This is a genomic window from Xanthomonas sp. NCPPB 1325 (genome assembly GCF_041477645.2).
Lineage (GTDB): Bacteria > Pseudomonadota > Gammaproteobacteria > Xanthomonadales > Xanthomonadaceae > Xanthomonas > Xanthomonas cannabis.
In genome coordinates this window covers 2,241,699-2,266,270 of sequence record NZ_CM192985.1, presented here as the reverse complement: position 1 = coordinate 2,266,270, position 24,572 = coordinate 2,241,699, and the positions used below count along the sequence as shown (strand labels likewise).

22 protein-coding genes are annotated in these 24,572 nt (G+C 66.4%); 8 read left to right on the top strand and 14 right to left on the bottom strand.

Translation table 11 applies throughout. The features are described 5' to 3' along the window. Positions 1–17 precede the first annotated feature (17 nt). The gene (locus ACCQ10_RS09690; protein ID WP_372362936.1) at positions 18–1,436 is read right to left on the bottom strand and encodes a D-2-hydroxyglutarate dehydrogenase; all 1,419 of its coding nucleotides are present in this window, start codon (positions 1,434–1,436) and stop codon (positions 18–20) included. A 208-nt stretch (positions 1,437–1,644) separates the two neighbouring features. Here ACCQ10_RS09690 and serA point away from each other — a divergent pair, with 208 nt between their 5' ends. Next, positions 1,645–2,886 carry a phosphoglycerate dehydrogenase gene (serA, locus tag ACCQ10_RS09685; protein ID WP_372362935.1) on the top strand — a complete coding sequence of 414 codons (1,242 nt, stop codon included), beginning with the start codon at positions 1,645–1,647 and terminating at the stop codon, positions 2,884–2,886. Between the two features lie 592 nt (positions 2,887–3,478). On the opposite strand, the gene ACCQ10_RS09680 is transcribed toward serA, so the two are convergent. After that, on the bottom strand, positions 3,479–4,063 hold the full coding sequence (locus ACCQ10_RS09680) for an NUDIX hydrolase (protein WP_372362934.1): 585 nt from the start codon (positions 4,061–4,063) through the stop codon (positions 3,479–3,481). 139 nt (positions 4,064–4,202) lie between these two features. On the opposite strand from ACCQ10_RS09680, the gene ACCQ10_RS09675 reads away from it, so the two are divergent. The 6 genes from ACCQ10_RS09675 (at position 4,203) to ACCQ10_RS09650 (ending at position 11,167) form a co-directional block, all read left to right on the top strand. Further along, entirely contained in the window at positions 4,203–5,675 is a 1,473-nt protein-coding gene (locus ACCQ10_RS09675; protein WP_047696287.1) for an amino acid permease, read from the top strand. A gap of 76 nt (positions 5,676–5,751) precedes the next feature. Beyond that, positions 5,752–7,182 (top strand): amino acid permease, encoded by a 1,431-nt coding sequence (locus ACCQ10_RS09670; protein ID WP_039410257.1) that lies wholly within the window; start codon positions 5,752–5,754, stop codon positions 7,180–7,182. An 802-nt stretch (positions 7,183–7,984) separates the two neighbouring features. Further along, on the top strand, positions 7,985–8,638 hold the full coding sequence (locus ACCQ10_RS09665; protein WP_039410254.1) for a methylthioribulose 1-phosphate dehydratase: 654 nt from the start codon (positions 7,985–7,987) through the stop codon (positions 8,636–8,638). A gap of 35 nt (positions 8,639–8,673) precedes the next feature. Continuing rightward, positions 8,674–9,240, top strand: a complete 567-nt coding sequence (locus ACCQ10_RS09660) for a 1,2-dihydroxy-3-keto-5-methylthiopentene dioxygenase (RefSeq protein WP_039410252.1) — start codon at positions 8,674–8,676, stop codon at positions 9,238–9,240. Between the two features lie 2 nt (positions 9,241–9,242). After that, complete coding sequence (gene mtnC / locus ACCQ10_RS09655; protein WP_372362933.1) at positions 9,243–9,941, top strand: acireductone synthase; 699 nt, start codon at positions 9,243–9,245, stop codon at positions 9,939–9,941. A 206-nt stretch (positions 9,942–10,147) separates the two neighbouring features. Next, on the top strand, positions 10,148–11,167 hold the full coding sequence (locus tag ACCQ10_RS09650; RefSeq protein ID WP_372363092.1) for a C13 family peptidase: 1,020 nt from the start codon (positions 10,148–10,150) through the stop codon (positions 11,165–11,167). A gap of 384 nt (positions 11,168–11,551) precedes the next feature. Here ACCQ10_RS09650 and ACCQ10_RS09645 read toward each other — a convergent pair whose 3' ends face one another. The 11 genes from ACCQ10_RS09645 to hisS all read right to left on the bottom strand — a co-directional run bounded on the left by ACCQ10_RS09645 (position 11,552) and on the right by hisS (position 22,779). Beyond that, complete coding sequence (locus ACCQ10_RS09645) at positions 11,552–13,138, bottom strand: calcineurin-like phosphoesterase C-terminal domain-containing protein (RefSeq protein ID WP_372362932.1); 1,587 nt, start codon at positions 13,136–13,138, stop codon at positions 11,552–11,554. A gap of 168 nt (positions 13,139–13,306) precedes the next feature. After that, positions 13,307–13,927, bottom strand: a complete 621-nt coding sequence (gene hisIE / locus ACCQ10_RS09640; protein WP_372362931.1) for a bifunctional phosphoribosyl-AMP cyclohydrolase/phosphoribosyl-ATP diphosphatase HisIE — start codon at positions 13,925–13,927, stop codon at positions 13,307–13,309. Next, the gene (hisF, locus tag ACCQ10_RS09635; RefSeq protein WP_039410238.1) at positions 13,917–14,693 is read right to left on the bottom strand and encodes an imidazole glycerol phosphate synthase subunit HisF; all 777 of its coding nucleotides are present in this window, start codon (positions 14,691–14,693) and stop codon (positions 13,917–13,919) included. Before hisF ends, hisIE begins: the two co-directional genes overlap by 11 nt. Then, the gene (gene hisA / locus ACCQ10_RS09630; RefSeq protein ID WP_047696296.1) at positions 14,687–15,421 is read right to left on the bottom strand and encodes a 1-(5-phosphoribosyl)-5-[(5-phosphoribosylamino)methylideneamino]imidazole-4-carboxamide isomerase; all 735 of its coding nucleotides are present in this window, start codon (positions 15,419–15,421) and stop codon (positions 14,687–14,689) included. The genes hisF and hisA overlap by 7 nt, the downstream gene beginning before the upstream one ends. Next, complete coding sequence (gene hisH, locus ACCQ10_RS09625; protein ID WP_039564180.1) at positions 15,418–16,020, bottom strand: imidazole glycerol phosphate synthase subunit HisH; 603 nt, start codon at positions 16,018–16,020, stop codon at positions 15,418–15,420. The genes hisA and hisH overlap by 4 nt, the downstream gene beginning before the upstream one ends. Then, entirely contained in the window at positions 16,017–17,144 is a 1,128-nt protein-coding gene (gene hisB / locus ACCQ10_RS09620) for a bifunctional histidinol-phosphatase/imidazoleglycerol-phosphate dehydratase HisB (protein WP_372362930.1), read from the bottom strand. The genes hisH and hisB overlap by 4 nt, the downstream gene beginning before the upstream one ends. Further along, positions 17,141–18,232: a histidinol-phosphate transaminase gene (hisC, locus tag ACCQ10_RS09615; protein ID WP_372362929.1), complete on the bottom strand. Its 1,092-nt coding sequence runs from the start codon at positions 18,230–18,232 to the stop codon at positions 17,141–17,143. The genes hisB and hisC overlap by 4 nt, the downstream gene beginning before the upstream one ends. Continuing rightward, positions 18,229–19,524, bottom strand: a complete 1,296-nt coding sequence (gene hisD, locus ACCQ10_RS09610) for a histidinol dehydrogenase (protein ID WP_280297571.1) — start codon at positions 19,522–19,524, stop codon at positions 18,229–18,231. The genes hisC and hisD overlap by 4 nt, the downstream gene beginning before the upstream one ends. After that, entirely contained in the window at positions 19,521–20,435 is a 915-nt protein-coding gene (gene hisG, locus ACCQ10_RS09605) for an ATP phosphoribosyltransferase (RefSeq protein ID WP_039564177.1), read from the bottom strand. The genes hisD and hisG overlap by 4 nt, the downstream gene beginning before the upstream one ends. Positions 20,436–20,444: 9 nt before the next feature. After that, on the bottom strand, positions 20,445–20,771 hold the full coding sequence (locus tag ACCQ10_RS09600; RefSeq protein ID WP_047696305.1) for a YerC/YecD family TrpR-related protein: 327 nt from the start codon (positions 20,769–20,771) through the stop codon (positions 20,445–20,447). A 598-nt stretch (positions 20,772–21,369) separates the two neighbouring features. Further along, positions 21,370–22,779 carry a histidine--tRNA ligase gene (gene hisS, locus ACCQ10_RS09595; protein WP_372362928.1) on the bottom strand — a complete coding sequence of 470 codons (1,410 nt, stop codon included), beginning with the start codon at positions 22,777–22,779 and terminating at the stop codon, positions 21,370–21,372. Positions 22,780–22,987: 208 nt separating this feature from the next. Between hisS and ACCQ10_RS09590 the strand changes: the two genes are divergently transcribed. After that, entirely contained in the window at positions 22,988–23,653 is a 666-nt protein-coding gene (locus ACCQ10_RS09590; protein WP_372363091.1) for a Crp/Fnr family transcriptional regulator, read from the top strand. A 74-nt stretch (positions 23,654–23,727) separates the two neighbouring features. Here the strand turns inward: ACCQ10_RS09590 and ACCQ10_RS09585 are convergent, their stop codons facing one another. Further along, a complete protein-coding gene (locus ACCQ10_RS09585) occupies positions 23,728–24,477 on the bottom strand; it encodes a murein L,D-transpeptidase catalytic domain family protein (protein ID WP_372362927.1) in 750 nt (249 codons plus the stop codon). Positions 24,478–24,572: the final 95 nt, after the last annotated feature.

Below are 24,572 nucleotides of genomic sequence, written 5' to 3'. Positions count from 1 at the left end.
TGTGAGGTGCCGAAAGACTAACCGGCGTGCGTGACGCCGGGCGCGTCGTCCATGTCGAACAGCTTGCCGGGATTCAGCAAAAGATGAGGATCGAGCACATGTTTGATGCCGCGCATCAGCGCGATCTCCGCGGTTGAACGGGTACTCCACAGATACGGCTTCTTGACCAGGCCGATGCCGTGCTCGGCAGAGATGCTGCCGCCAAAACGCTGCAGCGCATGCGCCAGCACCTTGGTGACCTGATCGCAGGCAGCGACAAAATCGGCCTGGCTGGTATCGTCGGGCTTGAGCACGTTGATGTGCAGGTTGCCATCGCCGATGTGGCCGAACCACACCACATCGAAGTGCGGGTACGCCTGGCCGAGCAAGGCCTGTGTTTCGGCCAGAAACGCCGGCATTGCCGAGATGCGCACCGACACATCGTTCTTGTACGGGGTGTAGCGCGCCACGGCCTCAGTGATGCCCTCGCGTAGCCGCCACAGCTGCGCGGCCTGCGCATCGCTCTGACTGATCACCCCGTCGCTGACCCAGCCCTGCTCCATGCAGGTCTCGAACGCCGCCATCGCCGCCGCTTCCTGCACTTCATCCCCGGCAGCGAACTCGGTGACCACGTAATACGGGTGAACCTCGGCGAACGGCGCCTGCGCGCCATGCGCGAGCACGTGTTCCAGCGCACGGTCGGTAAAGAACTCGAAGGCCTCCAGCCGCAGCTGCGCACGAAACGCTGCAAATACCTGCATCAGCACCTCGAACGAGGGCAGCGCCAGCAGCATCACATTGCTCGGCGGCGGCGGGTCGGTCAGCCGCAGCGTCGCTTCGACGACGATGCCCAGGGTGCCCTCGGAGCCGATCATCAGATGGCGGACGTCGTAGCCGCTGGAATTTTTCACCAGCGCGTTGTTGAGTTCGAGCAGCTCGCCGCCGCCGGTGACCACTTTTAGCCCGGCCACCCATTCGCGGGTGTTGCCGTAGCGGATCACCCGGATACCGCCGGCGTTGGTGGCGATATTGCCGCCGATCGAGCAGGAGCCGCGTGCGGCAAAATCCACCGGGTACACCAGACCCTGTTCGCGCGCGGCGTTGTGCACCGCTTCCAGCGGCATGCCGGCCTGCACGGTCAGCGTGCGGTCCACCGGGTTGAAGTCCAGCGGCTTGTTCAAGCGCTCCAGGCTCAGCACCAGTTCGCCGTTGGCGGCCACCGCGCCGCCGGACAGCCCGGTGCGGCCGCCCGATGGCACCACCGCCACGCCCTGCGCATTAGCCCAGCGCACCACCGCCTGCACCTCATCGACCGAGCCCGGAAGCGCGATGGCCAGCGGGTTGGGCGTCCAGCGCCGCGTCCAGTCGCGGCCGTAATGTTCCAGGTCGGCCGGCTCGGTTTTCAGGCGCAGGGCCGGCACGGCCTGTTGCAACGAAACAATGCGGGGGTCGGTCATGGCACGCGGCGCGGCAGTAGGAACCGCACAGCGTGCCAGTGTGCGCCGGCCTCGTCCAGTTGCGATGCGCCGCGCCGGCGCCGTGTTGGATTCAGCTGAAACCGTTGCAGCACAAGGGCTGGCGCCGCACAAACACCGCATGGCCAGCGCCCTATCGGGCAGCCCATCTGGCATAGTTGCCGACCCGATTGCTGCATTGCGCTCCCCCATGTCGCCGAAGAAAACCTCGTTTCCCAAGCAGGACATCCGCGTGCTGTTGCTGGAAGGCATCAGCCCCACCGCGGTGGATGTATTCCACGCCGCCGGCTACTCGCAGATCGAACTGCATGCCAAGTCGTTGCCGGAAGACGAGTTGATTGCGCGCATCGCCGAGGCGCACATCGTCGGGATCCGCTCGCGCACCCAGCTGAGCGCCGAGGTACTGGCGCACGCCAAGCGGCTGATCGCGGTGGGCTGTTTCTGCATCGGCACCAACCAGGTGGACCTGGATGCCGCCGAGCTGGCCGGGATCCCGGTGTTCAATGCGCCCTACTCCAATACCCGCAGCGTGGCCGAACTGGTGATTGCCGAGGCGATCCTGCTGTTGCGCGGCATTCCGCAGAAAAATGCCGAATGCCACCGTGGCGGCTGGTCCAAGTCGGCGGCCGGCAGCCACGAAACCCGCGGCAAGGTGCTGGGCATCGTCGGTTACGGGCATATCGGCACGCAGGTGGGCGTGCTGGCCGAATCGTTGGGCATGCAGGTGATCTTCCACGACATCGAAACCAAGCTGTCGCTGGGCAACGCGCGCGCGGCGATCGACCTGGACGACCTGCTGGCCCGCGCCGACGTGGTGACCTTGCACGTGCCCGAGACCCCGTCCACCAAGGACATGATCGGCGCGGCGGAAATCGCCCGCATGAAGCCCGGCGCGCATCTGATCAATGCCTCGCGCGGCACCGTCATCGACATTGCCGCGCTGGATGCGGCGCTCACCTCAGGCCAGATCGGTGGCGCAGCAGTGGACGTGTTCCCGATCGAGCCCAAGGGCAATGGCGATGCATTCGAATCGCCACTGATCGCGCACGACAACGTGATCCTGACCCCGCACGTGGGCGGCAGCACGCTGGAAGCGCAGGACAACATCGGCATTGAAGTCGCTGCAAAACTGGTGCGCTACAGCGACAACGGCAGCACCTTGTCGGCGGTGAACTTCCCGGAAGTCACCCTGCCCGAGCATCCCGACAGCCTGCGCCTGCTGCATATCCATCGCAACGTGCCGGGCGTGCTCTCCAGAATCAACGAACTGTTCTCGCGCCACAACGTCAACATCGACGGCCAATTCCTGCGCACCGACCCCAAGGTCGGCTACGTGGTGATCGATGTCAGCGCCAGCGAGGCGCAGGCCACCGCGTTGAAGGAAGGCCTGGCGTTGATCGAAGGCACGTTGCGGACGCGCGTCTTGTATTGATCTGTTGTTGCGCGAGCGCCCTCATCCGGCGCTTTGCGCCACCTTCTCCCGCAAGCGGGAGAAGAAAGTGCAGCTCATCGGTCTCCCGCTTGCCCCCCTTCTCCCGCAAGCGGGAGAAGAAAGTGCAGGTCATCGGTCTCCCGCTTACTCCCTTCTCCCGCAAGCGGGTGAAGAAAGTGCAGCTCATCGGTCTCCCGCTTGCCCCCTTCTCCCGCAAGCGGGTGAAGAAAGTGCAGGTCATCGGTTTCCCGCTTACTCCCTTCTCCCGCGAGCGGGTGAAGAAAATGCAGCTCATCGGTCTCCCGCTTGCCCCCTTCTCCCGCGAGCGGGTGAAGAAAGTGCAGGCCATCGGTCTCCCGCTTACTCCCTTCTCCCGCGAGCGGGTGAAGAAAGTGCAGGCCATCGGTCTCCCGCTTACTCCCTTCTCCCGCAAGCGGGTGAAGAAAGTGCAGGCCATCGGTCTCCCGCTTGCTCCCTTCTCCCGCTTGCGGGAGAAGAATGTGCAGGCCATCGGTCTTCCGCTTACTCCCTTCTCCCGCTTGTGGGAGAAGGTGCCCGCAGGGCGGATGAGGGCGCACACCCTCAGCACCCATCACACGCCTCGGGCCACCCACTTCTCGGCCATGCGCCGCAGCGACGGATCCAGCTCCGGTTCTGCAAGCAGCTCGACGATCGGGCGCCAGGCCAGCGCCAGCGATTCTTCGCTGATTTCGAACGCCTCGTCCGTACCGGCCATCACCACGTAACGCGCATCAAAGTGCCAATGCCCGGCCACCTCGCCGCGTGCCGGGATCCAGTGACGGTCCAGATCGAACAGTGCCGTGTCCGCCAGCCGCAAGCCGCTGAGCCCGGATTCTTCCTCCGCCTCGCGCAGCGCCACCTGGGCCAGATCGCGGTCGCCGTCGGCGTGTCCGCCCAGCTGCAGCCAGCGCTGCAGCTTGCGGTGGTGGGTCAGCAGGGTGCGGCTGCCATCGGCGCTGACCACCCAGGCCGAGCCGGTGAAATGACCTTCGACACGTTCGCGCACGAACGGATCGGTGGCATCGTCCAGCAGCTGCGCAAACTGGTCGGCCACAACGGCCTCGTCCGGCCAGCGTGCGCGGTAGGCAGCCAGTTGCTGCCGCAAGGTTGCATCCACTATCTCTCGTTCCCGGTCGCCCGTCGGCCAAGCGGCCATTATCGCCATTCATGCTGCGTACGTGCTTGTCGTGAGCGTGCAGCTTTGGCAAGGTAGGCCGCTTGCCTGTCCTTCGGGGGCGGCACACACCTTCGCCCGGGCGCGTGCGCCTTTGCTTTGCCACTTAGGGACGTACCGAATGCTGAAATCTCTGTTGAGGGTCAAACCGATCGAGCCCGCCGGCCGCGTCGATGCGGGCGAACCGGTCGAAGGCAGCCTGCAAGGCGAAGCCACGCTGCAACGGACCCTCACCGCCAAGCACCTGATCATGCTCGGCATCGGCGCGGTCATCGGCGCCGGTATCTTTGTGCTGACCGGCCAAGCGGCGGCCAATCACGCCGGCCCGGCAGTGATGCTCTCGTTCGTGTTTGCGGGCATCGCCTGCGCATTCGCCGGGCTGTGCTACGCCGAATTCGCGGCGATGATGCCGGTCTCCGGCAGCGCCTACTCGTATTCATATGCCACGCTCGGCGAAGGCATCGCCTGGTTCATCGGCTGGTGCCTGGTGCTGGAGTATTTATTTGCCGGCTCCAGCGTCGCGGTCGGTTGGTCCGCCTACCTGATCAGCTTCCTGACCGGCACGCTCGGCCTGCCGTTCCCTGCGGAACTGGCGGGTGCGCCACTGGCCTGGGACGGCCACGGCTTTGTCAGTTCCGGCAATATCGTCAACCTGCCGGCAGTGCTGATCGTCGCTGCGGTGAGCATGCTGTGCTATGTCGGCGTCACCCAGTCCGCATTCGCCAATGCGATCGTGGTGGCGATCAAGGTGGTGGTGATCTGCCTGTTCGTCGGCTTCGGCATCGCCTACATCGACCCCGCCAACTGGCATCCCTTCATCCCCGAAAACGCCGGCCCGGGCAAGTTCGGTTGGGACGGCGTGTTCCGCGCGGCGTCGATCGTGTTCTTCTCCTACATCGGCTTCGATGCGGTCTCCACCTCTGCCGGCGAAACCAAGGACCCGCAAAAGAACATGCCGATCGGCATTCTGGTGTCGCTGGCGATCTGTACCGTCATCTACATCATCGTCTGTGCGGTGCTGACCGGCCTGCTGCCGTACACCCAGTTGGGCACCGCCAAGCCGGTGGCCACCGCGCTGGAAGCGCACCCACAACTGACCTGGCTCAAGACCGCGGTGGAGATTGGCGCGATCGCCGGCCTGTCCTCGGTGGTGCTGGTGATGCTGATGGCGCAGCCGCGCATCTTCTACACCATGGCCAAGGATGGGCTGATGCCCAAGCTGTTCGGCAAGGTGCACCCCAAGTTCCACACGCCCTATGTCGGCACGCTCTTTGTTGGTGTGGTCGCTGCGCTGCTGGCCGGTGTGATCCCGTTGAACGTGCTGGGCGAATTGGTCTCGATGGGCACCCTGCTCGCCTTTGCCACGGTGTGCGCCGGGGTGATGGTGCTGCGCTTCACCAAGCCTGAGTTGCCGCGCCCGTTCCGGGTGCCGCTGGCGATGGTGATCTGCCCACTGGGGGCGCTGGCCTGTCTGTTCCTGTTCTTCCAGGCCTTCCAGGAGCACTGGAAGGTGTTCGTGGGCTGGACCGTGATCGGCCTGTGTATTTATTTCGGCTACGGCATCCACAACAGTCGTCTGGCCAAGCGGGCCTGACGCTCTCTCAAGACCGGCGCACAGCGCCGGTCTTCTCGTTCAATGATCGCGCTCAGCGCCAAGCCGGAACTGCTGCATGTTCAAACAACTTTGGGCCACCAAACACCCGCACGCCAGCCATGAGGCGGCCGACGGGCTGGGCCTGCAACGCGCGCTCGGCCCCTGGGGGCTGACCGCACTCGGGATCGGCGCGGTGATCGGCGGCGGCATCTTCGTCATCACCGGCCAGGCTGCGGCCGACCATGCCGGCCCGGCGATCGTGCTGTCGTTCGTGCTGGCGGCGATCTGCTGCGCGTTCTGTGCCATGGCCTATGCTGAATTCGCAGCGATGGTGCCGGTGTCCGGCAGCGCCTACACCTACACCTACGCCACCTTCGGCGAGCTGGCGGCGTGGTTCATCGGCTGGATGCTGGTACTGGAATATGGCGTATCCGCCTCGGCAGTGGCGGTCAGCTGGACCGGCTATTTCCTCAGCCTGCTGGAACACTTCGACATCCACCTGCCGGCCGCGCTGGTCAGTGCACCGCTGGACGGCAAGCTGCAGCCCACCGGTGCGATCGCCAACCTGCCGGCCGCCGGCATCGTGCTGTTGCTGACCTGGCTGTGCTACGTGGGCATCCGCAAGTCGTCGGCAATGAACATGGCGATGGTCATCCTCAAGACCGGCCTGATCATCCTGGTCATCGCAGTGGGCTGGAAGTACGTCGATACCGCCAACTGGCATCCCTTCATCCCGGCCAACGAAGGCCCGGGCAAGTACGGCATGGAAGGCGTGCTGCGCGGTGCGGCGATGGTGTTCTTCGCCTATATCGGTTTCGAAGCGGTGTCGGTGGCCGCGCAGGAATCGCACCGGCCACAACGTGACCTGCCGATCGGCATGATGCTGTCGCTGCTGATCTGCACCGTGCTCTACATCGCCATGGCGGCGGTGATGACCGGTCTGGTGCCCTATACGCTGCTCGGCACCGACGAGCCGGTGGTGACCGCAGTAGCAGCGCATCCGCAGCTGGCCTGGTTGCGCGTGGTGGTCGAAGTAGGCGCGTTGATCGGGCTGTCCTCGGTGGTGCTGGTGATGATCATCGGGCAGCCGCGCATCTTCATGATCATCGCGCGCGACGGATTGTTGCCGTCCATCTTCACCCGTATCCATCCCAAGTACCGCACTCCGCATATCAACACCATCATCACCGGTGTCGGCATCGCCGTGCTGGCGGCCGTGTTCCCGCTGGACGTGCTGGGCGAGCTGACCTCGATGGGTACGCTGATCGCCTTTGCCGCGGTCTGCGCCGGCGTGCTGATCCTGCGCCGCACCCACCCGGAACTGCCGCGCCCGTTCCGCATGCCGGCGGCGTGGCTGATCTGCAGTGCCGGCGTGCTGAGCTGCCTTGCGCTGCTGTCGGCGATGACGCTGCACAACTGGATGCTGATGGGCCTGTGGACGCTGGTCGGGCTGGTGGTCTATTTCGGCTACGGCTACCGTCACAGTCGCCTGCGCGACGGACGCTGAGCGCGCGCGCGCCAGCAGGCACTGACGAACGACCGCCGGCCGATGTATGGCAGAGCGGGTGCCAGGTATTCGGCTCCTGGGCGGCTGATCTGTGACCTGGTTGCAGGACCGTGATCCGCTGATCTGCAACTTGGCTGCAAGGCCCTGATCCGCTGGTCTGCAACTTGGCTGCAGGGCCCTGGTCCGCTGGTCTGCAACTTGGCTGCAGGGCCCTTGCCCGCCCACCATCGCGGGACACGCCGTGAATCCGTCCATGGAGGCTCTTACGCGGCATCCATGCCGCGTAAGGTCCCGCGACGGTGGGCGGGCAAGGACCTGTCGGGATGGTCGGCGTGTGTGTTTGCAAGCAGTGCATGACGTGCTCTGGTTGGATCACTGGGCGTCCGCTCAACCTCTCACCACTTTCCATCGCAAGCCGAGCGGAAGACCAGACTAGAAACGTCCAGTCTGCGCGCCGCAAGCCGAGCAATATGTTTTCAAAAAAACAGCCGGCCAACTGTCTGGTGCGGTGTCCTTGCCGGTTGCGGGACCGTGTGGCGGCATGGATACCGCCACCGAGCCCCCAGGGACGGGTTCAAGGCGTGTCCCGCAAGCGGTGAGGACACCGCGCCCTCGACCGACTAAAGCGTTTCACCTCGCCCTCTGACTGCCCCCGACAAGAGGCGGCTAACAAAAACCACTGCGTTCACCATCTGACGCGCGCGCTTCATCGTTTGTCAGCCATTCGCGACCCGGGCGTGGCAGCAACACCCCCTGCTGCGCTGCACCTGACCGTAATCCGGTGGGGCGGTAGAATAGCCGCATGAATGCGACCACTGCCCCCCTGCCCTATAGCGCCGCCCGCCTGCACGAGCTGGCGCAGTTGTTGATCGGCAATATCCGCGAGCTGGCCCAGGCCGGCTGGACGCCCGCCACCAGCAGCAACTTCTCCCATCGCCTGGACGAGCAGCATGCCGCCATCACCGTCTCCGGCCGCGACAAGGGCCGCCTGGTCGAGGAAGACATCATGGTGGTGGACTTCGATGGCCAGGCCGTTGGCCGTCCGCTGCGACCCTCCGCGGAGACCCTGCTGCACACCCAGTTGTATCGCCGGTTTCCGGAGATCGGCTGCGTGCTGCACACGCATTCGCCAGTACAGACGATCGCCTCGCGCCTGTATGCCGGCCCCGGCGTGATCCGGCTGGAAGGCTACGAGCTGCTCAAGGCCTTCGACGGCAACACCACCCACGAGACCGCGGTGGAGGTGCCGGTATTTGCCAATACCCAGGACATGCAGGTGCTGGCCGCGCAGGTCGAGGCCTTGCTGGACAAACAGAGCATGTGGGGGTATCTCATCGAAGGACACGGGCTGTATGCCTGGGGCCGCAACATGGCCGAGGCACGTCGTCATCTGGAGGCGTTCGAATTCCTGCTGCATTGCGAGCTCGAACTGCTGAAATTGCGCGGCCCGCGCTGATCATCGTCCGTCCCCCATTCGTGAGCCAAACCGCCATGAGCCGACTGCGTATCTTCGCCGACACCAACCCGACCACCCCGGAATTCGACAGCCGCGACGGCGATGCGATCGCCGCCGAGCTGGTCAAGATCGGCGTCACCTTCGAGCGCTGGCACGCCAGCGAACCGGTGGAGCCAGGCGCCACGCCCGAACAGGTGATGGCGGCCTATCGCGCCGACATCGACCGCATCAGTGCCGAGCGCGGCTTCAAGACCGTGGACGTGGTGAGCATCGCGCCGGATAACCCCAAGCGCGAGGAAATGCGCGCCAAGTTCCTGGACGAGCACTTCCACAAGGAAGACGAGGTGCGCTTCTTCGTCGCCGGCTCGGGCCTGTTCACGCTGCACGTGGACGACAAGGTCTACGAGATCGAGTGCGTCAAGGACGATCTGATCGCCGTGCCCGACAGCACCCTGCACTGGTTCGACATGGGGCCGGAGCCGCACTTCGTGGCGATCCGCTTCTTCACCGAGCCGGATGGCTGGGTCGGCCACTTCACCGGCACCGAAATCGCCAAACAATTCCCCCGCTACGCCCCCGAGAAACCTCACAAGGCCAGCTGACGATGACACGACCGCACGCGATCCTCACCGATATCGAAGGTACGACCAGCAGCATTTCGTTCGTCAAGGACGTGCTGTTTCCGTATGCACGCCGCGCCATGCCCGCGTATGTACGCGAGCACGGCAATCATCCGCAGGTGCGCCACTGGCTCAACCAGGTGGCCGACGAGATCGGCGAGGACGTGCCGGACGACGTGCTGATCACCACGTTGCAGACCTGGATCGACGAGGACCGCAAGCACACCGCGCTCAAGGCCCTGCAGGGGCTGATCTGGGGCGATGGCTACAAGACTGCCGATTTCACTGCGCACATCTACGCCGATGCGGCGATCCAGCTGCAGGCCTGGCATGCGCAGGGCATCCCGCTGTACGTGTATTCGTCCGGCTCGGTGCCGGCGCAGAAGCTGTTTTTCGCGCACAGCGACGCCGGCGATCTGAGCGGCCTGATCACCGACTGGTTCGACACCGAGGTGGGGCCCAAGCGCGAGAGCGCCAGCTACCGCCGGATTGCCGAGCGCATCGGCGTGCCGGGGCCGGAGATCCTGTTCCTGTCGGATGTGATCGAAGAACTCGACGCGGCCAAGCGCGCCAGCATGCGCACCGCGTTGCTGGACCGCCTGGAGGACTACCCCACGCCGCGCTCGGCCGACGATGTCGGCAGCCACCAGCGCGTGGAGAGCTTCTCGCAGCTGGTGTTCTGAAACGTGGCGTCATTGCGCACACCGGCTGCTCGCAATGCAGCCGGCGTGCGCAAGGCCGATTCCGCTTGACGCAGCAGTTGGGCGACAAGACGCCTTGGTCGAGCGCTGTGTCCATCCGTCTTCGAGAGGCATCGGCGTTGTTTGTGAGAGTCCATTTCCTGCCGCCGGCGCACCGCTTGCTTCGTCGGATCTTGGCCCTGCTGGCCATGGCCGTCCTGGTGGCCGGGTGCCACCCCGATGCCGGCGCGGCCTTGCCGCCCGCGGCCGCGAACGCGGCAGCCGAGGCGGACCCGATCGACCAGGCCGCACTTGCCAAGGCGCTGGCGGCGGTGCAGCCGCAGCGCCCGGGCGTGACCGATCTGTACGTGGTCGGCTTTGCCGGCGATGCCAGCGACGATGTCTTCCGCAACGAAACGCTCTACCTCAAGCAACTGTTCGAGCAACGCTTCGACGCACGCGGCCGCGTGGTCACGCTGGTCAACAACCCGGACAACCTGGGCGAGCATCCGTACGCGCCACTGGCGACCTACGACAACCTCTACGACACGCTGGCTGCGATCGGCAAGCGCATGGACCGCAAGGAAGATGCGCTGCTGCTGTTCGTGACCACGCACGGCACTGAAGACCACACGCTGTACGTGCAGGTGGACCAGAATGAAGAAGACTTCATCAGCCCGCAGGATCTGCGCACCGCACTGGACGATGCCGGCATCGGCAACCGCATCATCGTGCTGTCGGCCTGTTATTCGGGCGGATTCATCCCGGCGCTGCGTTCGCCGGACACCGTGATCCTGACCGCCGCGCGGGCGGATCGGCCGTCCTTCGGCTGCGGCAATACGTCCAACGCCACCTACTTCGGCCAGGCCTGGCTGATCGATGCGATGAACCGCAGCGACGACCCGCTTGCGGCCTTCGACATGGCCAGGGCTGCCATCACCGCGCGCGAAAAGCAGGACGGCGAATTACCCTCGTTGCCGCAGCAATCGCTCGGCAAGCGCATCGCACCGGTGTTGGCGCACTGGCGTGCAGGGTTGCGACTTGGGCCTGCCCTCGCCTATCCGTATCCGCCGGTCGACATCGATCCGGATGCCGACGCCGAGCCGGCCAACGACGGTGACCCGGGCAGCGGCCGCAGTCCGGACACCAGCAGCAACGTCGGCAAGGGGACGACCCCGCCGACGTCTGCTCCAACGGCCCCATCGCCACCTTCGGCCACGAAAGGCTGAGACTAATTCTCATTTCGTCGGCGATTCGACGGCCTCGCTACACTCGCCGGGCCAGCCAGCTTCTGCCAGCCAGCACAGACCCCCGCCAGCGCGCCGACGCTTGCCAGCCCGGGTCCTGAGACGCCTCCCTTGTGGAGGCGTTTGTGTTTGTGCCACCGGGGTGGTGCCTGCCCGTTGGCTGCACAGGCGCAGGCGCGCGGCCAACGGAGCGCTGCGTCAATGCTCTCGCGCAGCCGGCAACACAGGCCTCACCGCGCTGCCTGACCGGTCCGCACGATGCAACGCACGTACCCGACCTTACGGTGTCACGTGCGGGCGCGCGATCGGCCGCACGCGTGACCACGAACCAACGCACATCGGTGCGCCAGCCCACCGCACCGGCATTTACGGATCGGCGCGTTGCAGGCGATAGACCGTGTGGGCGCTGTACTGCCCGGTGGGCAGGTGCGCGCGCACGTCCACGCGGTGCTCGCCCACCTCCAGGGTGGTCGGCAACACGCCGCGCCACAGATGTGTGGAGGGGGTCGCTTCCGGCGAACGGTCGTAACCACGTAGCCGGTCAGCGCTATCGTCGCGCGCGTTTTCGGCCAGCAGCCGCGGGTCGGCGCGCTCCTGTCGTTTCATCGGTTGCCATGCGCCGTTGTCGATGCGCATCTCCACGCGGGTATCGTCCTGCCCCATGAACACATTGGCGTAGATGCCCCAGGCCGGATATGCGCCCTGTCGCAGCACCTTGGGCGCATGCAGCAGCAGTTGCGCGTCGTCGGCTGCGCGTGCCGCGTGGTAGGCCAAGGTGTAGTTGCCATCCGGCGCTACGTTCAGCACCGCATAGCCGTTGGGCGTGCCGTCGCTCATGGTCGCATCGGGGATGCCGTCGGCGTCCTTGACCCCCGACCAGAACGCACCGCAGGCCGCACCCACGTTGTATTCGTGCAGCGGGCGTGCGCCGTGCCAGCCTTCGTCGGCGCCGTGATCGACGTGCCGCTGGGTGTGGCTGTGCGCACTGAGCACCAGCACATGCGGGAAATCCTTCAGCAGCGCGAACAGGCGGCCGCGATCGGCATGCCGGAAGGTCTCCTGCCCCGGCGCCGCATCGAACAGCGGGATATGCATGCCGAGCACCAGCAGCCGCTCGCGCGACACCTGCGCCAGGTAGTGCTGCAGGAACACGAACTGATCCTCGCGCAGGCCGCCGACATACGCCGGCTTGCCGCCAGGGGTGTAGATCACGTCGTCCAGAAACACGAAGCTCGCATTGGCTTCTTCCACCGCATACGTGTCCGGGCCATAGACCGCGCGCCAGCTGTCCAGCGACTGCAGATCGTCGCCGGCATCGACGTTGAGGTCATGATTGCCGGGCACATGGAACCAGGGCACGCCCAGTTGGGTCGTGACCTTGTTCAGGACCGGATACAGGCTCAGATCGTCGTTGACGATGTCGCCGAGTGTGGTCCCCAGGCGCACGGACGTCTTGCCGACCAGAGGTGCCACGATATCGCGCTGGTAATAGCCCACATCGGCGAGGCTGGCGGTCTGGCTGTCGGCGAACACCAGCATATCGAAACCGTTGCCGCCAACTTCCGCACGCGGCGTCAGTGCGAAATCCCAGCCCTGCGTGGTGCGGCCGGTGGATGCGATGCCCTGATACTTGTGGGTCACCGAACCGCGCGGCGCATAGTGGCGCCAGAACCCGGGCAGCCCGTCGGCGGCAGGGACAAATCGGCGATCGCCCGGCTTGATCACGAACACCGTCTGGCCATCGCGCACCGGCAGGCGGTAGTGCCCCTGTACATCGGTGCGCACGATCTGCTCACCGTTGGACACTGCAATACCGGCAAGACCCGGCTCATCCGCACTGCGGCCGGCACGCCCGTCGCGCTCTTCGTAGACGGTGCCATCGATCATGACGTCGCGTGCGTACGCGCTGCCCCCAAGCAACCCCAGGGCCAATAGAGCGAAGCGAAGCTGCATGTGGTGTACCGCGGCAAGACCGGCGGAAATTGTACCCGCCGGCCCGCCACGCGCGGTGCAGGCCCGGAAAATCGCGCGTCCTGCAACGCACCGTAGGAGCGCACCCGGGCGCGACAGGGCTTTACCAGCAAGCCCCGTCGCGCCCAGGTGCGCTCCTACGGCGCTGTGTTAGTTGTGCCGCGACTCCAGCAGTGCTACCGCGTCGCTCAGGCCCAGCCCACGCGCGCGGAGCAGCACGATCAGGTGATACAGCAGGTCGGCCGATTCGCCGAGCAGTTCGGCATCGCCCTGCACCACGCCTGCCAATGCGGTTTCCACACCCTCCTCGCCCACCTTCTGCGCGATGCGGCGAATACCCTGCTCGAACAGCTTGGTGGTGTAACTGCCATGCGGGCGCTCGTGCTCGCGCGTGGCAATCAGCGCATCCAGGCTGCCCAGGAATTGCCCCGGCGCATTCGGGAAGCAGCTGGGACGGCCCAAGTGACAGGTCGGCCCGTGCGGATGGGCCAGCACCAGCAAGGTGTCGGCGTCGCAATCGGCTTCGATGGCCACCACGCGCAGCACATTTCCCGAGCTCTCGCCCTTGGTCCACAGCCGCTGCTTGCTGCGGCTGAAAAAGGTCACTTCGCCACGCTGCTGCGTCACCGCCAGCGCTTCGGCATTCATGTAGCCCAGCATCAGCACACGCAGGGTGTCGGCGTCCTGCACGACGACCGGCAACAGCCCGTCGCCCTTGCGCCAGTCCAGCGCCTGCAAGGCGTCGCCGGTTGTCACGGAGTCACTGTCCATCACGTACCTCGATCTGTTGCGCGCGCAGGAACTGCTTGAGTTCCGGGATGGGAATGGCCCCGCTATGAAACACGCTGGCGGCCAGCGCGCCGTCTACATCGGCCTGGTCGAAGACGTCGGCGAAATGCTGCATCTCGCCGGCGCCGCCGGAGGCGATCAACGGCACCCGGCACAGCGCACGCACCTGACGCAGCTGGGCAAGGTCGTAGCCGCGGCGCACGCCGTCGTTGTCCATGCAGTTGAGCACGATCTCACCGGCGCCCAGGCGCTGCGCTTCGGCAACCCAGTCCAGCGTGCGCATGGGCAAGGCCTGCGTCTTGCTCGGGTCGCCGGTATAGCGACGCACCCGCCATTGGCCGTCTTCCTCGCGAATGGAGTCGATGCCCACCACCACGCACTGCACGCCAAAGGCGTCGGCCAGTTCGGAGATCAGCTGCGGGCGCCCGAGTGCCGGCGAGTTGATGGAAATCTTGTCGGCCCCGGCGTGCAGCACCGCACGCGCCGTTTCCACATCACCAATGCCGCCAGCAACGCAGAACGGGATATCGATCAGCCGCGCCACGCGCTCGACCCAGGTGTAGTCGACCGAGCGGCCTTCCGGGCTGGCACCGATGTCGTAGAACACCAGCTCATCGGCGCCCTGTGCGCGATAGCGCAAGGCCAGCTCGACGATGTCGCCCATGTCGATATGGTCGCGGAACTTGACGCCCTTGACCACGCGGCCATCGCGCACGTCCAGGCATGGAATGATGCGGCGGCTCAGCATGCCAATGCCTCGTTGAGATCCAGGTGTCCTTCAAGCAAGGCCTTGCCCAGCACGATGCCGGCGCACCCGGAAGCCTTGGCAGCGACCACGTCGGCCAGATGGCGTGCACCGCCGGACACCTGCACCTGCAGCTGCGGTACCAGCCCGCGCAGGTGCGCGTACAGCGCCATGTTGGGGCCGGACAACATGCCGTCGCGCGCGATGTCGGTGCACAGCAGGTGCTGCAGGCCGGCCTGCGCGTAACGCACCGCCAGGTGATCCAGCGTGGCGTCGGCCGCTTCGGTCCAGCCGTGTACCGGCAGTTGCCACACGCCGTGCGCGTCCTGGCGCGTATCCAGCGCAATGGTCAACCGGTCGGCGCCGAACTCCTGCAGCCAGCCGATCACGGTGTCGCTCTCGCGCACCGCCAGCGAGCCGATGACCACGCGCGCCGCGCCGGCATCGAGGATGCGTGCCACATCGTCACGTGAACGGACGCCGCCGCCGGTCTGCACCTGCAGGCCGGTCTGGCGCGCGATCTCGCCCAGGGTTGCTGCCAGGGTGTAGCCGCCGGCCTTGGCGGCATCCAGATCGACCAGATGCATCCACTGCGCGCCGGCATCGGCAAACGCCTGCGCGCGCGGCAACACGTCGTCGCCGTACTGCGTTTCGCGTGCGTAATCGCCCTGCAGCAGGCGCACCACGCGGCCGTTGCGGATATCCAGCGCCGGATAGACGGTAAAACTCATGGGAAACTCATCTCAAGAAAATTACGCAGGATGCGTGCACCGGTGTCGGCCGAGCGCTCGGGATGGAACTGCGCGCCGCACCGCAAGCCCTGCTGCACGACGGCGGTAAACAGGCCTCCGTGATCGCAGGCGGCCACGGTATCGGCCGTCACCGGCGCGGCGTAGCCATGCACGAAATAGGCGCTGGCGCGCTCCGGCAGGCCGGCAAGCAGCGCCGAGTCGCGCATTGGCACCAGCTGGTTCCAGCCCATGTGCGGGACACGGATGCCCAGCGCCGGGGTCATATGGCGCACGATGCCCGGCACCAGCCCAAGGCACTCCACATTGCCTTCTTCGGAGCGCTCGAACAGCAACTGCATGCCCAGGCAGATACCGATCAAGGGCACCTGCAGCTGCCGCAATGGCTCGACCAAGCCTTGTGCGCGCAGGCGCTTCATTGCTTCCGGCGCGGCGCCCACGCCCGGCAGGATGACCCGCTCGGCGCCTTGCAGGCCCGCCGCATCGCGCACCAGCCGCGCCTCCACGCCCAGCCGCTCCAGCGCATAACGCACCGAACCCAGATTGGCACCACCGGCATCGATCAATGCGACATCGGTCATAGCGCACCCTTGGTGGACGGCAGCGCGTTGCCTTCCCGGCGGATCGCCTGACGCAATGCGCGTGCAAGTGCCTTGAAACAGGCTTCCACTTTGTGGTGATCGTTCTCGCCACGCACGCTCAGATGCAGATTCAAGCCCGAGGCATCGCAGATGGAGCGGAAGAAATGCGGTACCAGCTCGGTGGGCATGTCGCCCACGCGCTCGCGCTTGAAGTCGCCTTCGAACACGAAATACGGCCGGCCACTGAAGTCGAGCGCGGCGCTGGCAATGGTTTCGTCCATGGGCAGCGTGAAGCCATGCTGCGCGCCCGGCCCTGCTGCAAGCCAGGGGCTTTCGGCCGGATCGAACCCATACCGGCCGATCCCGCGCTTGTTGCCCAGCGCCTCGCGCAGCGCCTGGCCCAATGCCAGGCCGGTGTCTTCGATGGTGTGGTGCTCGTCGATATGCAGGTCGCCGTCGGCGCGGATGTCCAGCGCAAAACCGCCATGCTTGCCGATCTGCTCCAGCATGTGGTCGAAGAACGGCAGGCCAGTGGCGGTGTGCGGTTCGGCGACGCGGTCCAGGTCCAGCTCGACGCGGATCCTGGTTTCCTTGGTGTTGCGCTGAACCACCGCGCGCCGCGGCGCATCGGCCAGCTCATGGGCGATGCCGGGCCAGTCCCATTCGCCGCCGAATTCGTCGGTACGCAGCTGGAAACCGCGGATATTGAGGTTCTGCGCGAACTGGATGTCGGTGATGCGGTCGCCGACCATCGCCGAGCGTGCCCAGTCGATCGTGCGGTCCTGCAGATACGGCACCATCAGGCCGATGCCGGGCTTGCGCGTGGGGGCGTTGTCGGCCGGCCAGCTGCAGTCGATCAACACGTCACGGAACTCGATGCCCTGGCTGGCGAAGATCTGCAGCATCAGGTTGTTCGGGCTGTCGAAGGACGCACGCGGGTAGCTTTCGCTGCCCAGGCCGTCCTGATTGGTGACGATGACGAACTGATAGCCGGCGTCGCGCAACTTGAGCATGGCCGGAATCACGTTGTCGACGAAGCGCAACTTTTCGTAGGCGTCGATCTGGTAGTCGGCCGGCTCGGTGATCAGCGTGCCGTCGCGGTCGACAAAAAGAATCGGGGTCATGCGGCAGCCTCCTGTGCGGTATGCAGGGCCGTCAGCACGCGCACGTTCTGTTCCGGCGTGCCCAGGGTTATGCGCAATGCATCGTGCAGCTGCGGCACTGCGCGTTGATCGCGCACCACCACGCCCGCCTCCAGCAGCGCCTGGAATGCGGCTTGGGCATTGTCGAAGCGCACCAGCAGGAAGTTGCCCTGCGAGGGGTACACCTGGCGCACGCCGGCGAGCTGCGCAAGCGCCTTGTGCATACGCTCGCGTTCACCACGAACCTCCGCGATGCGTCGACGTGTGACCTCCAGCGCTGGTGCAGACAAGGCCTGCTCGGCCATCGCGGCACACGGCGTCGGCACCGGATACGGCGCCTGGCAGCGGCGTAGCAAGGCGATCAACTCGGCATTGGCGATCAGCGTACCGATACGCGCCGCCGCCAACGCGTGCGCCTTGGAGAGCGTACGCAGCACCGCGAGATTGTCGTAGCGCGCAAGCAGGCTCACTGCGGACGGCACATCGGAAAACTCGCCGTAGGCTTCGTCGACCACCACCAGCGCCTTGCCTTGCAATGCCTGCAAGGCGGTTTCGATCTCTTCGAGGCTGATCGCCGAACCGGCCGGGTTCGAAGGCGAACACAGGAACACCAACTTGGCACGCGCGGCCAACGCTGCCTCGATGATTGCCGGGATATCGGCGTGGAACCCGTCGGGCCCATCGACCAGCGGCACGTCGACCAACGGCGCGTTCTGCAGCCGTGCGCACACGGCATACATGCCGAACACCGGCGGCGTCACCACCACCGCATCGCGCTCCGGCACGCACAGTCCGCGCACCAGCAGATCGATCGCTTCGTCGCTGCCACGGCCAATCAGCAGCTGCTCGGGCGCACAGCCGTACAGCGCGGCCAGCGCGCCACGCAGGCCGTTGGGTTGCGGGTCGGGATAGCGTCGCGTGCTGCCACCGGGATCGGCCGGGTTCTCCCAGGCCGATTCATTGGCATTGAGCCAAACATCGCCCTGCAGCGCACTGGTGCGCGCCGACGAATACCCGACAAATGCGCGCAGGTCCTCGCGCACCAGATCCAGAATCGAGGACGTGCTCATGCTGCCACTCCCATGCGCAGGGCCACCGCATTGGCATGGGCATCCAGGCCTTCGGCGCGCGCAAGAATCAATGCGCACTCACCGATGCCGTCGATACCGGCCTTGCTCGCGGCCTGCACGCTCACCATGTTCTGGAAGCTGGCAACGCTGACACCGCTGTACGCGCGCGCCGCGCCGCTGGTCGGCAGGACATGGTTGGTGCCGCTGCAATAGTCGCCGAGCGCTTCCGGCGTGTAATCGCCGAGAAAGACCGAGCCGGCCGCTTCGACCTGCGCCAGCCATGCGCGCGGTTCGCGTAGCGCAAGGATCAGATGCTCGGGTGCATAGCGGTTGCTGATCGCAAAGGCGTCGTCCAGCGTCTGCACCTTGATCAGCCGCGACTGCGCCAAGGCCTGGCGTGCGATGTCGGCACGCGAGAGCTGGGCCAGTTGCGCGTCCAGCTGCACCTGCACCGCATCGATCAAGGCGTCGCTGTCAGACAGCAGCAACACCTGCGAGTCCGGGCCGTGCTCGGCCTGCGACAGCAGGTCGGCCGCAACGAACGACGCCTGCGCGCCGGCATCGGCAATCACCAGCACCTCGGAGGGACCAGCCGGCATGTCGATCGCGGCTGCGCCGGATTGGGCCACCTGCTGCTTGGCTTCGGTGACAAAGCTGTTGCCCGGGCCGAACAGTTTGTCGCAGCTCGGCACCGACTCGGTGCCATGCGCCATCGCCGCGATCGCCTGCGCACCGCCCAGCTTGAACACGCGGCGCACGCCGGTGAGCTGCGCGGCCACCAGCACCGCCGGGTCCACGCTGCCGTCCTTGCGCGGCGGCGTGCACAGCACGACCTCGCGGCAACCGGCCAGCCGTGCGGGAACGCCCAGCATCAGCGCCGTCGACGGCAACGGTGCGCTGCCTGCCGGCACATACAACCCGACCCGCCCGATCGGGCGCACGATCTTTTCGCAGACCACGCCAGGCGCAGTTTCCACGGCGTAGCCGGCGCTCATGCCGGCGCGGTGGAAGGTGTCGATCCGCGCCACCGCGTCCTGCATGGCCTGGCGCAGTTCGGGGGCAACCGCGGCCTCGGCAGCGGCGAATTCGGCCTCGCTGACGATAAAACTCTGCAGCGACACGCCATCGAAGCGTGCGGTGATCTCACGCAATGCGGCATCGCCACGTGCGCGCACATCGGCAATCAGTGCAGCCACCGCGTCGCGCGTCTGTGTGGCCACGGTCTGCACGGGGCGCGTCAATGCGTCGGTGCGCGCGGCGCTGTCGAGTTGGGACCAATCGAGAATGTTCATGCCAGCGAGCGCTCCACCGTCAACACCATCAAGCCTTGCGCACCTGCGCGTTCGAGCTCTTCCAACCGTTGCCAGGTCACCGCGCCGTGGCACATGGTCTGCAGCCGCAATGCGCCGTTGCCGTCGTCGGGCAACTGCACCAGCGGGTCGGCGTCGGGCAGTAGCCGGCGCAGCGCATCCACATGGGTCTGCTCGGCGCGGAACATCAGCAACTTGCTATCGCGCAACTTGAGCACGCCGTCCATGCGCCGCAGCAGCATCGCCAGCAGCGCTGCGCGTGCGTCCGCCGGCTCGCGCACGGCGCCAGCCAGTACCGCCTCGCTTTCCATCACCAGCTCCACCGGCTTGAGCTGGTTGGCCGCCAGGGTGGCGCCACTGGAGACCAGATCGCAGATCAGATCGGCGGTACCCAGCCGCGGCGCGATTTCCACCGAGCCGGACAACTCCACCACCGCCGCATCGATGCCCTGCCGCTCCAGCCAGTCGGCCAGGATCGCCGGATAGCTGGTGGCGATGCGCTTGCCCGCCAGTTGCGCCACGCCCTGCCACTCCCAGTCTTCCGGCACGGCCAGCATCAACCGGCACTGGCCGAAACCGACGCCGCGCACCGCGTGGTAGGCGGCCGGCAACCCAGCGCGACGACGCGCCGAGGCCTGCTCGTCCAGCTCGTTCTGGCCGACGATCCCCAGGTCGCAGACGCCATCGGCGATCAGGCCGGGGATGTCGTCGTCGCGCACCAGCAGCAAGTCCACCGGCAGCGATTCGCCGTAGCAGAACAACTTGTCGCGGCTCTGCCGCCAGCTCAGCCCGCAGGCGGCCAGCAGGCTGCGCGCCGGCTCGGCCAGACGGCCGCTCTTCTGGATGGCGATACGCAACCGGTCACGTGCCGGTGCTGCCGTGGAAGCACTCATGTTGTTCTCTCAGTGGGATTCGACAGGGCGCGACGATTGCTCGCGCAGGGCCTCGGCGTAGCCGCCGGCGCCATGTTCCAGCGTGCGCGCAACGCGCCCGATGGTGGTCACGCTGACCTGGGTCAGCTCGTGGATCTCGCGATACGGCACGCCCTTGACCAGCAAGGGCACCACCCGCCAGCGGTCGCCCATGGCTTCCAGTTCGGCGGGTGTGCACAGATCGCGCAGGAAGGCTTCGACCGCGCCGGGCTCGGTCAGGCAGGCCAGTGCGTCGGCCAGCATCTTGAGGGAGGCGGCGACGTCGGTACTTTCGCGGGGGGCTGGTCGTTGTTTCATCGCGTTAATGTAATAGCGTGTTAGTACATTAACGCAAACGGTGGCGCTTGTCACCTGCTGCGGCGGTGACAGTAGGACAGTTCGGTTGGTGTCCCGTCATGCAGCGTTGCGCTTGTCTGCCCTCGCGTTGCTGCAAGGAGGGCCGAACAAGCTGCCCTTGCCCACCTGCGAGGAAGGCGCCCTCGTTGCTGCCTGGGTGAGGCGCTGTGCCCCGGCCTCTCAGCTAAGTTGCAGGAAAGCCCCAACGCCCCTCATCCGGCGCTGCGCGCCACCTTCTCCCGTCAACGGGAGAAGGGAGCAATCCATGGCGCCTCGGGCGCGGCGGAGGACACCCGCTGACCTTCTCCCGTCAATGGAAGAAGGGAGCAAGGCAAGGCGCCTCGGATGCGGCGGAGGACACCCGCTGCCCTCTTATGTCCACCGGAGAAGGGAGCAACGCAAGCCGTCTAGACCGCGGCGGAGACCCGCTGCCCTTCTCCCGCCTGCGGGGGAAGGTGCCCGTAGGGCGGATGGGGGCGAGACCTGTGCAGCACCGCCCTCAGTTCACATGCTGAATTGCGTGCGCCGGCCATCGAAAAACCAGCGACGACCACCTGCCTTACGGCATCACCTTGGCCTGCTCCAGCTCCACCTGCAAGGTGCTCGCCAGCTCGTCGCGGGCAACGTCGAACTGCTGCTCGCGCACCAGGTCCTTCACCGCCACCACGCCGCGCGCCAGCTCGTCGTCGCCGGCCAGCACCACGAAGCGGATGCCGGCACGCGCGGCGTACTGGAACTGCTTGCCGACCTTCTTCGGCTCCATCTGCACTTCGGTGTTGATGCCACCGATACGCAGCCGGCGCGCGATATCCAGCGCGTCGTCCAGGCGGGTTTCGTCCATCAGCGCCACCATGGCCTGCACGCTGCTTTCGGCGATGCCCTGGATCAGGCCGGCCTCGCGCAGCTGCCAGAACAGGCGGGTCAGGCCGATCGAGATGCCCACGCCCGGCAATCTGGACTTGGTGTAATGGCTGGCCAGGCTGTCGTAACGGCCGCCCGAGCAGATCGAGCCGATCTGCGGGTGGTCGGTGAGCGTGGTTTCGTAGACGGTGCCGGTGTAGTAGTCGAGCCCGCGCGCGATGGAGAAATTCAGGCAGTACGCGCTCTCCGGCACGCCCAGCGCCTTGACCAGCTCGAGCACTTCGCGCAATTCGACAATGCCCTCGCCCAGCGTGGCACTGGCACCGACCGAGGCTTCCAGCGCCTGCAGCTGCGCCAGCGCATCGGCGTGCCCGTTCGAGCGCACCGCCACGAAGGCGAGAATCTTGGCAACCTGCTCGGCGGCAATGCCGAAGCCCTTGCCCGTCAGCGTGTCGCGCACGTAATCGGCGCCCCGCTTGTCGATCTTGTCGACCTCGCGCAGCACCGCCAGCTGCAGCTCGCCCTCGGCCACGCCCAGGCTTTCGAAGAAACCACGCAGCAGCTTGCGGTTGTTCAACTGCACCTTGAAGTCGCCGATGCCCAGCTCGGCGAACACCGCGTGGATCACCGCCAGCACCTCGGCGTCGTAGCGGATGCTCAGCGCGTCCTTGCCGATGACGTCGATGTCGCACTGGTAGAACTCGCGGAAACGCCCGCGCTGCGCACGCTCGCCGCGATACACGCGCTGCATCTGGTAGCGGCGGAACGGGAAGCTCAAGTCGTGCTCGTGCTCGGCCACGTACCGCGCTAGCGGCACGGTCAGGTCGAAACGCAGCGCCAGCTCAGGCAGCCCGCCCTCGCCGCCTTCGTCGGCCGCAGCGGCGGCATTGGCCAGCGCACCGGTGGACTGCACGAAGTACACCTGGCGCTCGGTTTCTCCGCCGGATTTGGTCAGCAACACATCGGACAGCTCGAACACCGGCGTTTCGACCGGCAGGAACCCGAACCGCTCGTAATTGCGGCGGATGACGTCCAGCATGCGCTGGAACGCGATCTGCTCGCGTGGCAGCAATTCCATGATGCCGGGCGGCGTACGGGGCTTGATCACGAGCGAAACTCCTGCATGACGACTGGGGGGCGAGCCGGCAATTCTACCGGTTGGGCGGCCGCACTGACCGCATGGCGTATCATTCACACGCGTCCCAGGCAGTGCGTGACCCATGTACCGGCAGCTTTCAGACCCCAGCGTGACCTGCCCGACCCCAAGCGCGGCGGCCGGCAGCGACGCACGTCATTCCGATTGCACGCTGTGTGCGGTGCGCGGCCGCGCGGTCTGCGCGGCCTTGTCGGCGCAGGAAATGGACGCACTCGAGCAAGTCACCAGCGCCTCGGGCTATTCCCCGGGCAGCACCCTGGTGCGTGCCGGCGAGGCGCGCCACTACGTCTACACCGTCACCTCCGGCGCCCTGCGCATGGTGCGCACCCTGGCCGACGGGCGCCGCCAGATCACCGGCTTCGTGCTGCCCGGCGACTACGTGGGGCTGACCGAGACCCCGCAGCACCGCCACGACATCGAGGCCATCGTCGAGACCCGCGTGTGCCGCACGCCGCTGGCGCAGATGCGGCAGTTGCGCGATCGCTACCCGCAGCTGGAGCGCAAGCTGCTGCAACGCGCCAGCATGGAACTGGCCGCCGCACAGGACACCGGCCTGCTGCTGGCACGCCTGCAGCCCAGTGAGCGGCTGGCGCACTTTCTGCTCCGCCTGGCCGCACGCTCCACCCAGCCCGGCGCCAGCGGCGACACCGTGGCGCTGCCGATGAGCCGCGGCGACATCGCCGACCATCTCGGGCTGACCATGGAAACGGTGAGCCGCACCTTCACCAAGCTGCGGCAGCAGCAGCTGATCGCGCTACCGCAGCTGCACCTGGTGCAGATCCTGGATTACGCCGCGTTGCGCAGCCTGGCCGGCGATACGGTGTGAGCGCTGACGGACAGAACTGCTGCGTCTCACCCTGATCGCAAGCCGCCTGCCGCTGTCACCCCGCACGCCATCAGTCAGCGCCCGGCCACCGTCCCCGCCACCGCCACCGACCCGCCGCAGCCGCTGCTGAGCAGTTGCGATTGACGCAACCAGGCGCGGTCCGGGTAGTAGGCAAACACGAAGGCACCCTCGCGCAAGGTATCGATCAGTTGCCTGGCCACCGCCGGCCGCACGGCCGGGCAGCCCAGGCTCCGGCCGAGCCGGCCCTGGCTGCGGATGATGGCTTCGCTGACGTAGGGCGCGCCGTGGATGACGATGGCGCGGTCGCGCGCATGGTCGTTGAAGCCCGGTTCCAGGCCCTTGAGCCGCAGCGAGTAGCCGTTGTGGCCGGTATACGACTCCTGCGCGGTGAATGCGCCCAGGCTGGACTGGAAACTGCCGTCGGCATTGGAAAACTTCGCCGCCAGGTTCTCGCCCGTGTTGCGCCCGTGCGCCACCCACTCCTGGAACAACAAGCGTTGCTTGTCCAGATCGAACACCCATAGGCGGCGTTCGGTCGAGGGCCGGCTGTAATCGATGACGCTGAGCACCCGCTCGGCGCCCACCTGCTGGCGCTGCCGCGCGCACTGCAAGGCCTCGGTGGCCAGCGCCAGCACCTGGCGGTCCAGCGATGGCGCCTGACGCGCTAGGGCATCGATCAGGCCGGCACGCAGTGCACCCAACGGCGGCACCGCAGAGCCAGACATGGCATCGGCCGCCATGGCCGTCCCCGCCGTTGCCCACCCGCACAGCGCGGCGACAACGGCAATCACTCGATAAGACATGCAGCAACCCACATCAGACGCGGCACCACGCCGGGGCCGCACCCGCTACAAATAGCCCCAAGCGCGGCACTTTCCAACCCCGACCGGCTGAACGC

What these genes read in the sequence shown, in the direction of transcription:
- ACCQ10_RS09600 (WP_047696305.1), bottom strand. Translation starts at nt 20,771, where the DNA reads ATGAAACAACGACCAGCCCCCCGCGAAAGTACCGACGTCGCCGCCTCC.
- ACCQ10_RS09585 (WP_372362927.1), bottom strand. Translation starts at nt 24,477, where the DNA reads ATGTCTTATCGAGTGATTGCCGTTGTCGCCGCGCTGTGCGGGTGGGCA.
- hisD (WP_280297571.1), bottom strand. Translation starts at nt 19,524, where the DNA reads ATGAACATTCTCGATTGGTCCCAACTCGACAGCGCCGCGCGCACCGAC.
- hisIE (WP_372362931.1), bottom strand. Translation starts at nt 13,927, where the DNA reads ATGGACAGTGACTCCGTGACAACCGGCGACGCCTTGCAGGCGCTGGAC.
- ACCQ10_RS09650 (WP_372363092.1), top strand. Translation starts at nt 10,148, where the DNA reads ATGGCCGTCCTGGTGGCCGGGTGCCACCCCGATGCCGGCGCGGCCTTG.
- serA (WP_372362935.1), top strand. Translation starts at nt 1,645, where the DNA reads ATGTCGCCGAAGAAAACCTCGTTTCCCAAGCAGGACATCCGCGTGCTG.
- ACCQ10_RS09680 (WP_372362934.1), bottom strand. Translation starts at nt 4,063, where the DNA reads ATGGCCGCTTGGCCGACGGGCGACCGGGAACGAGAGATAGTGGATGCA.
- hisA (WP_047696296.1), bottom strand. Translation starts at nt 15,421, where the DNA reads ATGAGTTTTACCGTCTATCCGGCGCTGGATATCCGCAACGGCCGCGTG.
- ACCQ10_RS09660 (WP_039410252.1), top strand. Translation starts at nt 8,674, where the DNA reads ATGAGCCGACTGCGTATCTTCGCCGACACCAACCCGACCACCCCGGAA.
- hisF (WP_039410238.1), bottom strand. Translation starts at nt 14,693, where the DNA reads ATGCTGAGCCGCCGCATCATTCCATGCCTGGACGTGCGCGATGGCCGC.
- ACCQ10_RS09690 (WP_372362936.1), bottom strand. Translation starts at nt 1,436, where the DNA reads ATGACCGACCCCCGCATTGTTTCGTTGCAACAGGCCGTGCCGGCCCTG.
- hisB (WP_372362930.1), bottom strand. Translation starts at nt 17,144, where the DNA reads ATGACCCCGATTCTTTTTGTCGACCGCGACGGCACGCTGATCACCGAG.
- hisG (WP_039564177.1), bottom strand. Translation starts at nt 20,435, where the DNA reads ATGAGTGCTTCCACGGCAGCACCGGCACGTGACCGGTTGCGTATCGCC.
- hisC (WP_372362929.1), bottom strand. Translation starts at nt 18,232, where the DNA reads ATGAGCACGTCCTCGATTCTGGATCTGGTGCGCGAGGACCTGCGCGCA.
- hisH (WP_039564180.1), bottom strand. Translation starts at nt 16,020, where the DNA reads ATGACCGATGTCGCATTGATCGATGCCGGTGGTGCCAATCTGGGTTCG.
- mtnC (WP_372362933.1), top strand. Translation starts at nt 9,243, where the DNA reads ATGACACGACCGCACGCGATCCTCACCGATATCGAAGGTACGACCAGC.
- ACCQ10_RS09645 (WP_372362932.1), bottom strand. Translation starts at nt 13,138, where the DNA reads ATGCAGCTTCGCTTCGCTCTATTGGCCCTGGGGTTGCTTGGGGGCAGC.
- ACCQ10_RS09675 (WP_047696287.1), top strand. Translation starts at nt 4,203, where the DNA reads ATGCTGAAATCTCTGTTGAGGGTCAAACCGATCGAGCCCGCCGGCCGC.
- ACCQ10_RS09665 (WP_039410254.1), top strand. Translation starts at nt 7,985, where the DNA reads ATGAATGCGACCACTGCCCCCCTGCCCTATAGCGCCGCCCGCCTGCAC.
- ACCQ10_RS09670 (WP_039410257.1), top strand. Translation starts at nt 5,752, where the DNA reads ATGTTCAAACAACTTTGGGCCACCAAACACCCGCACGCCAGCCATGAG.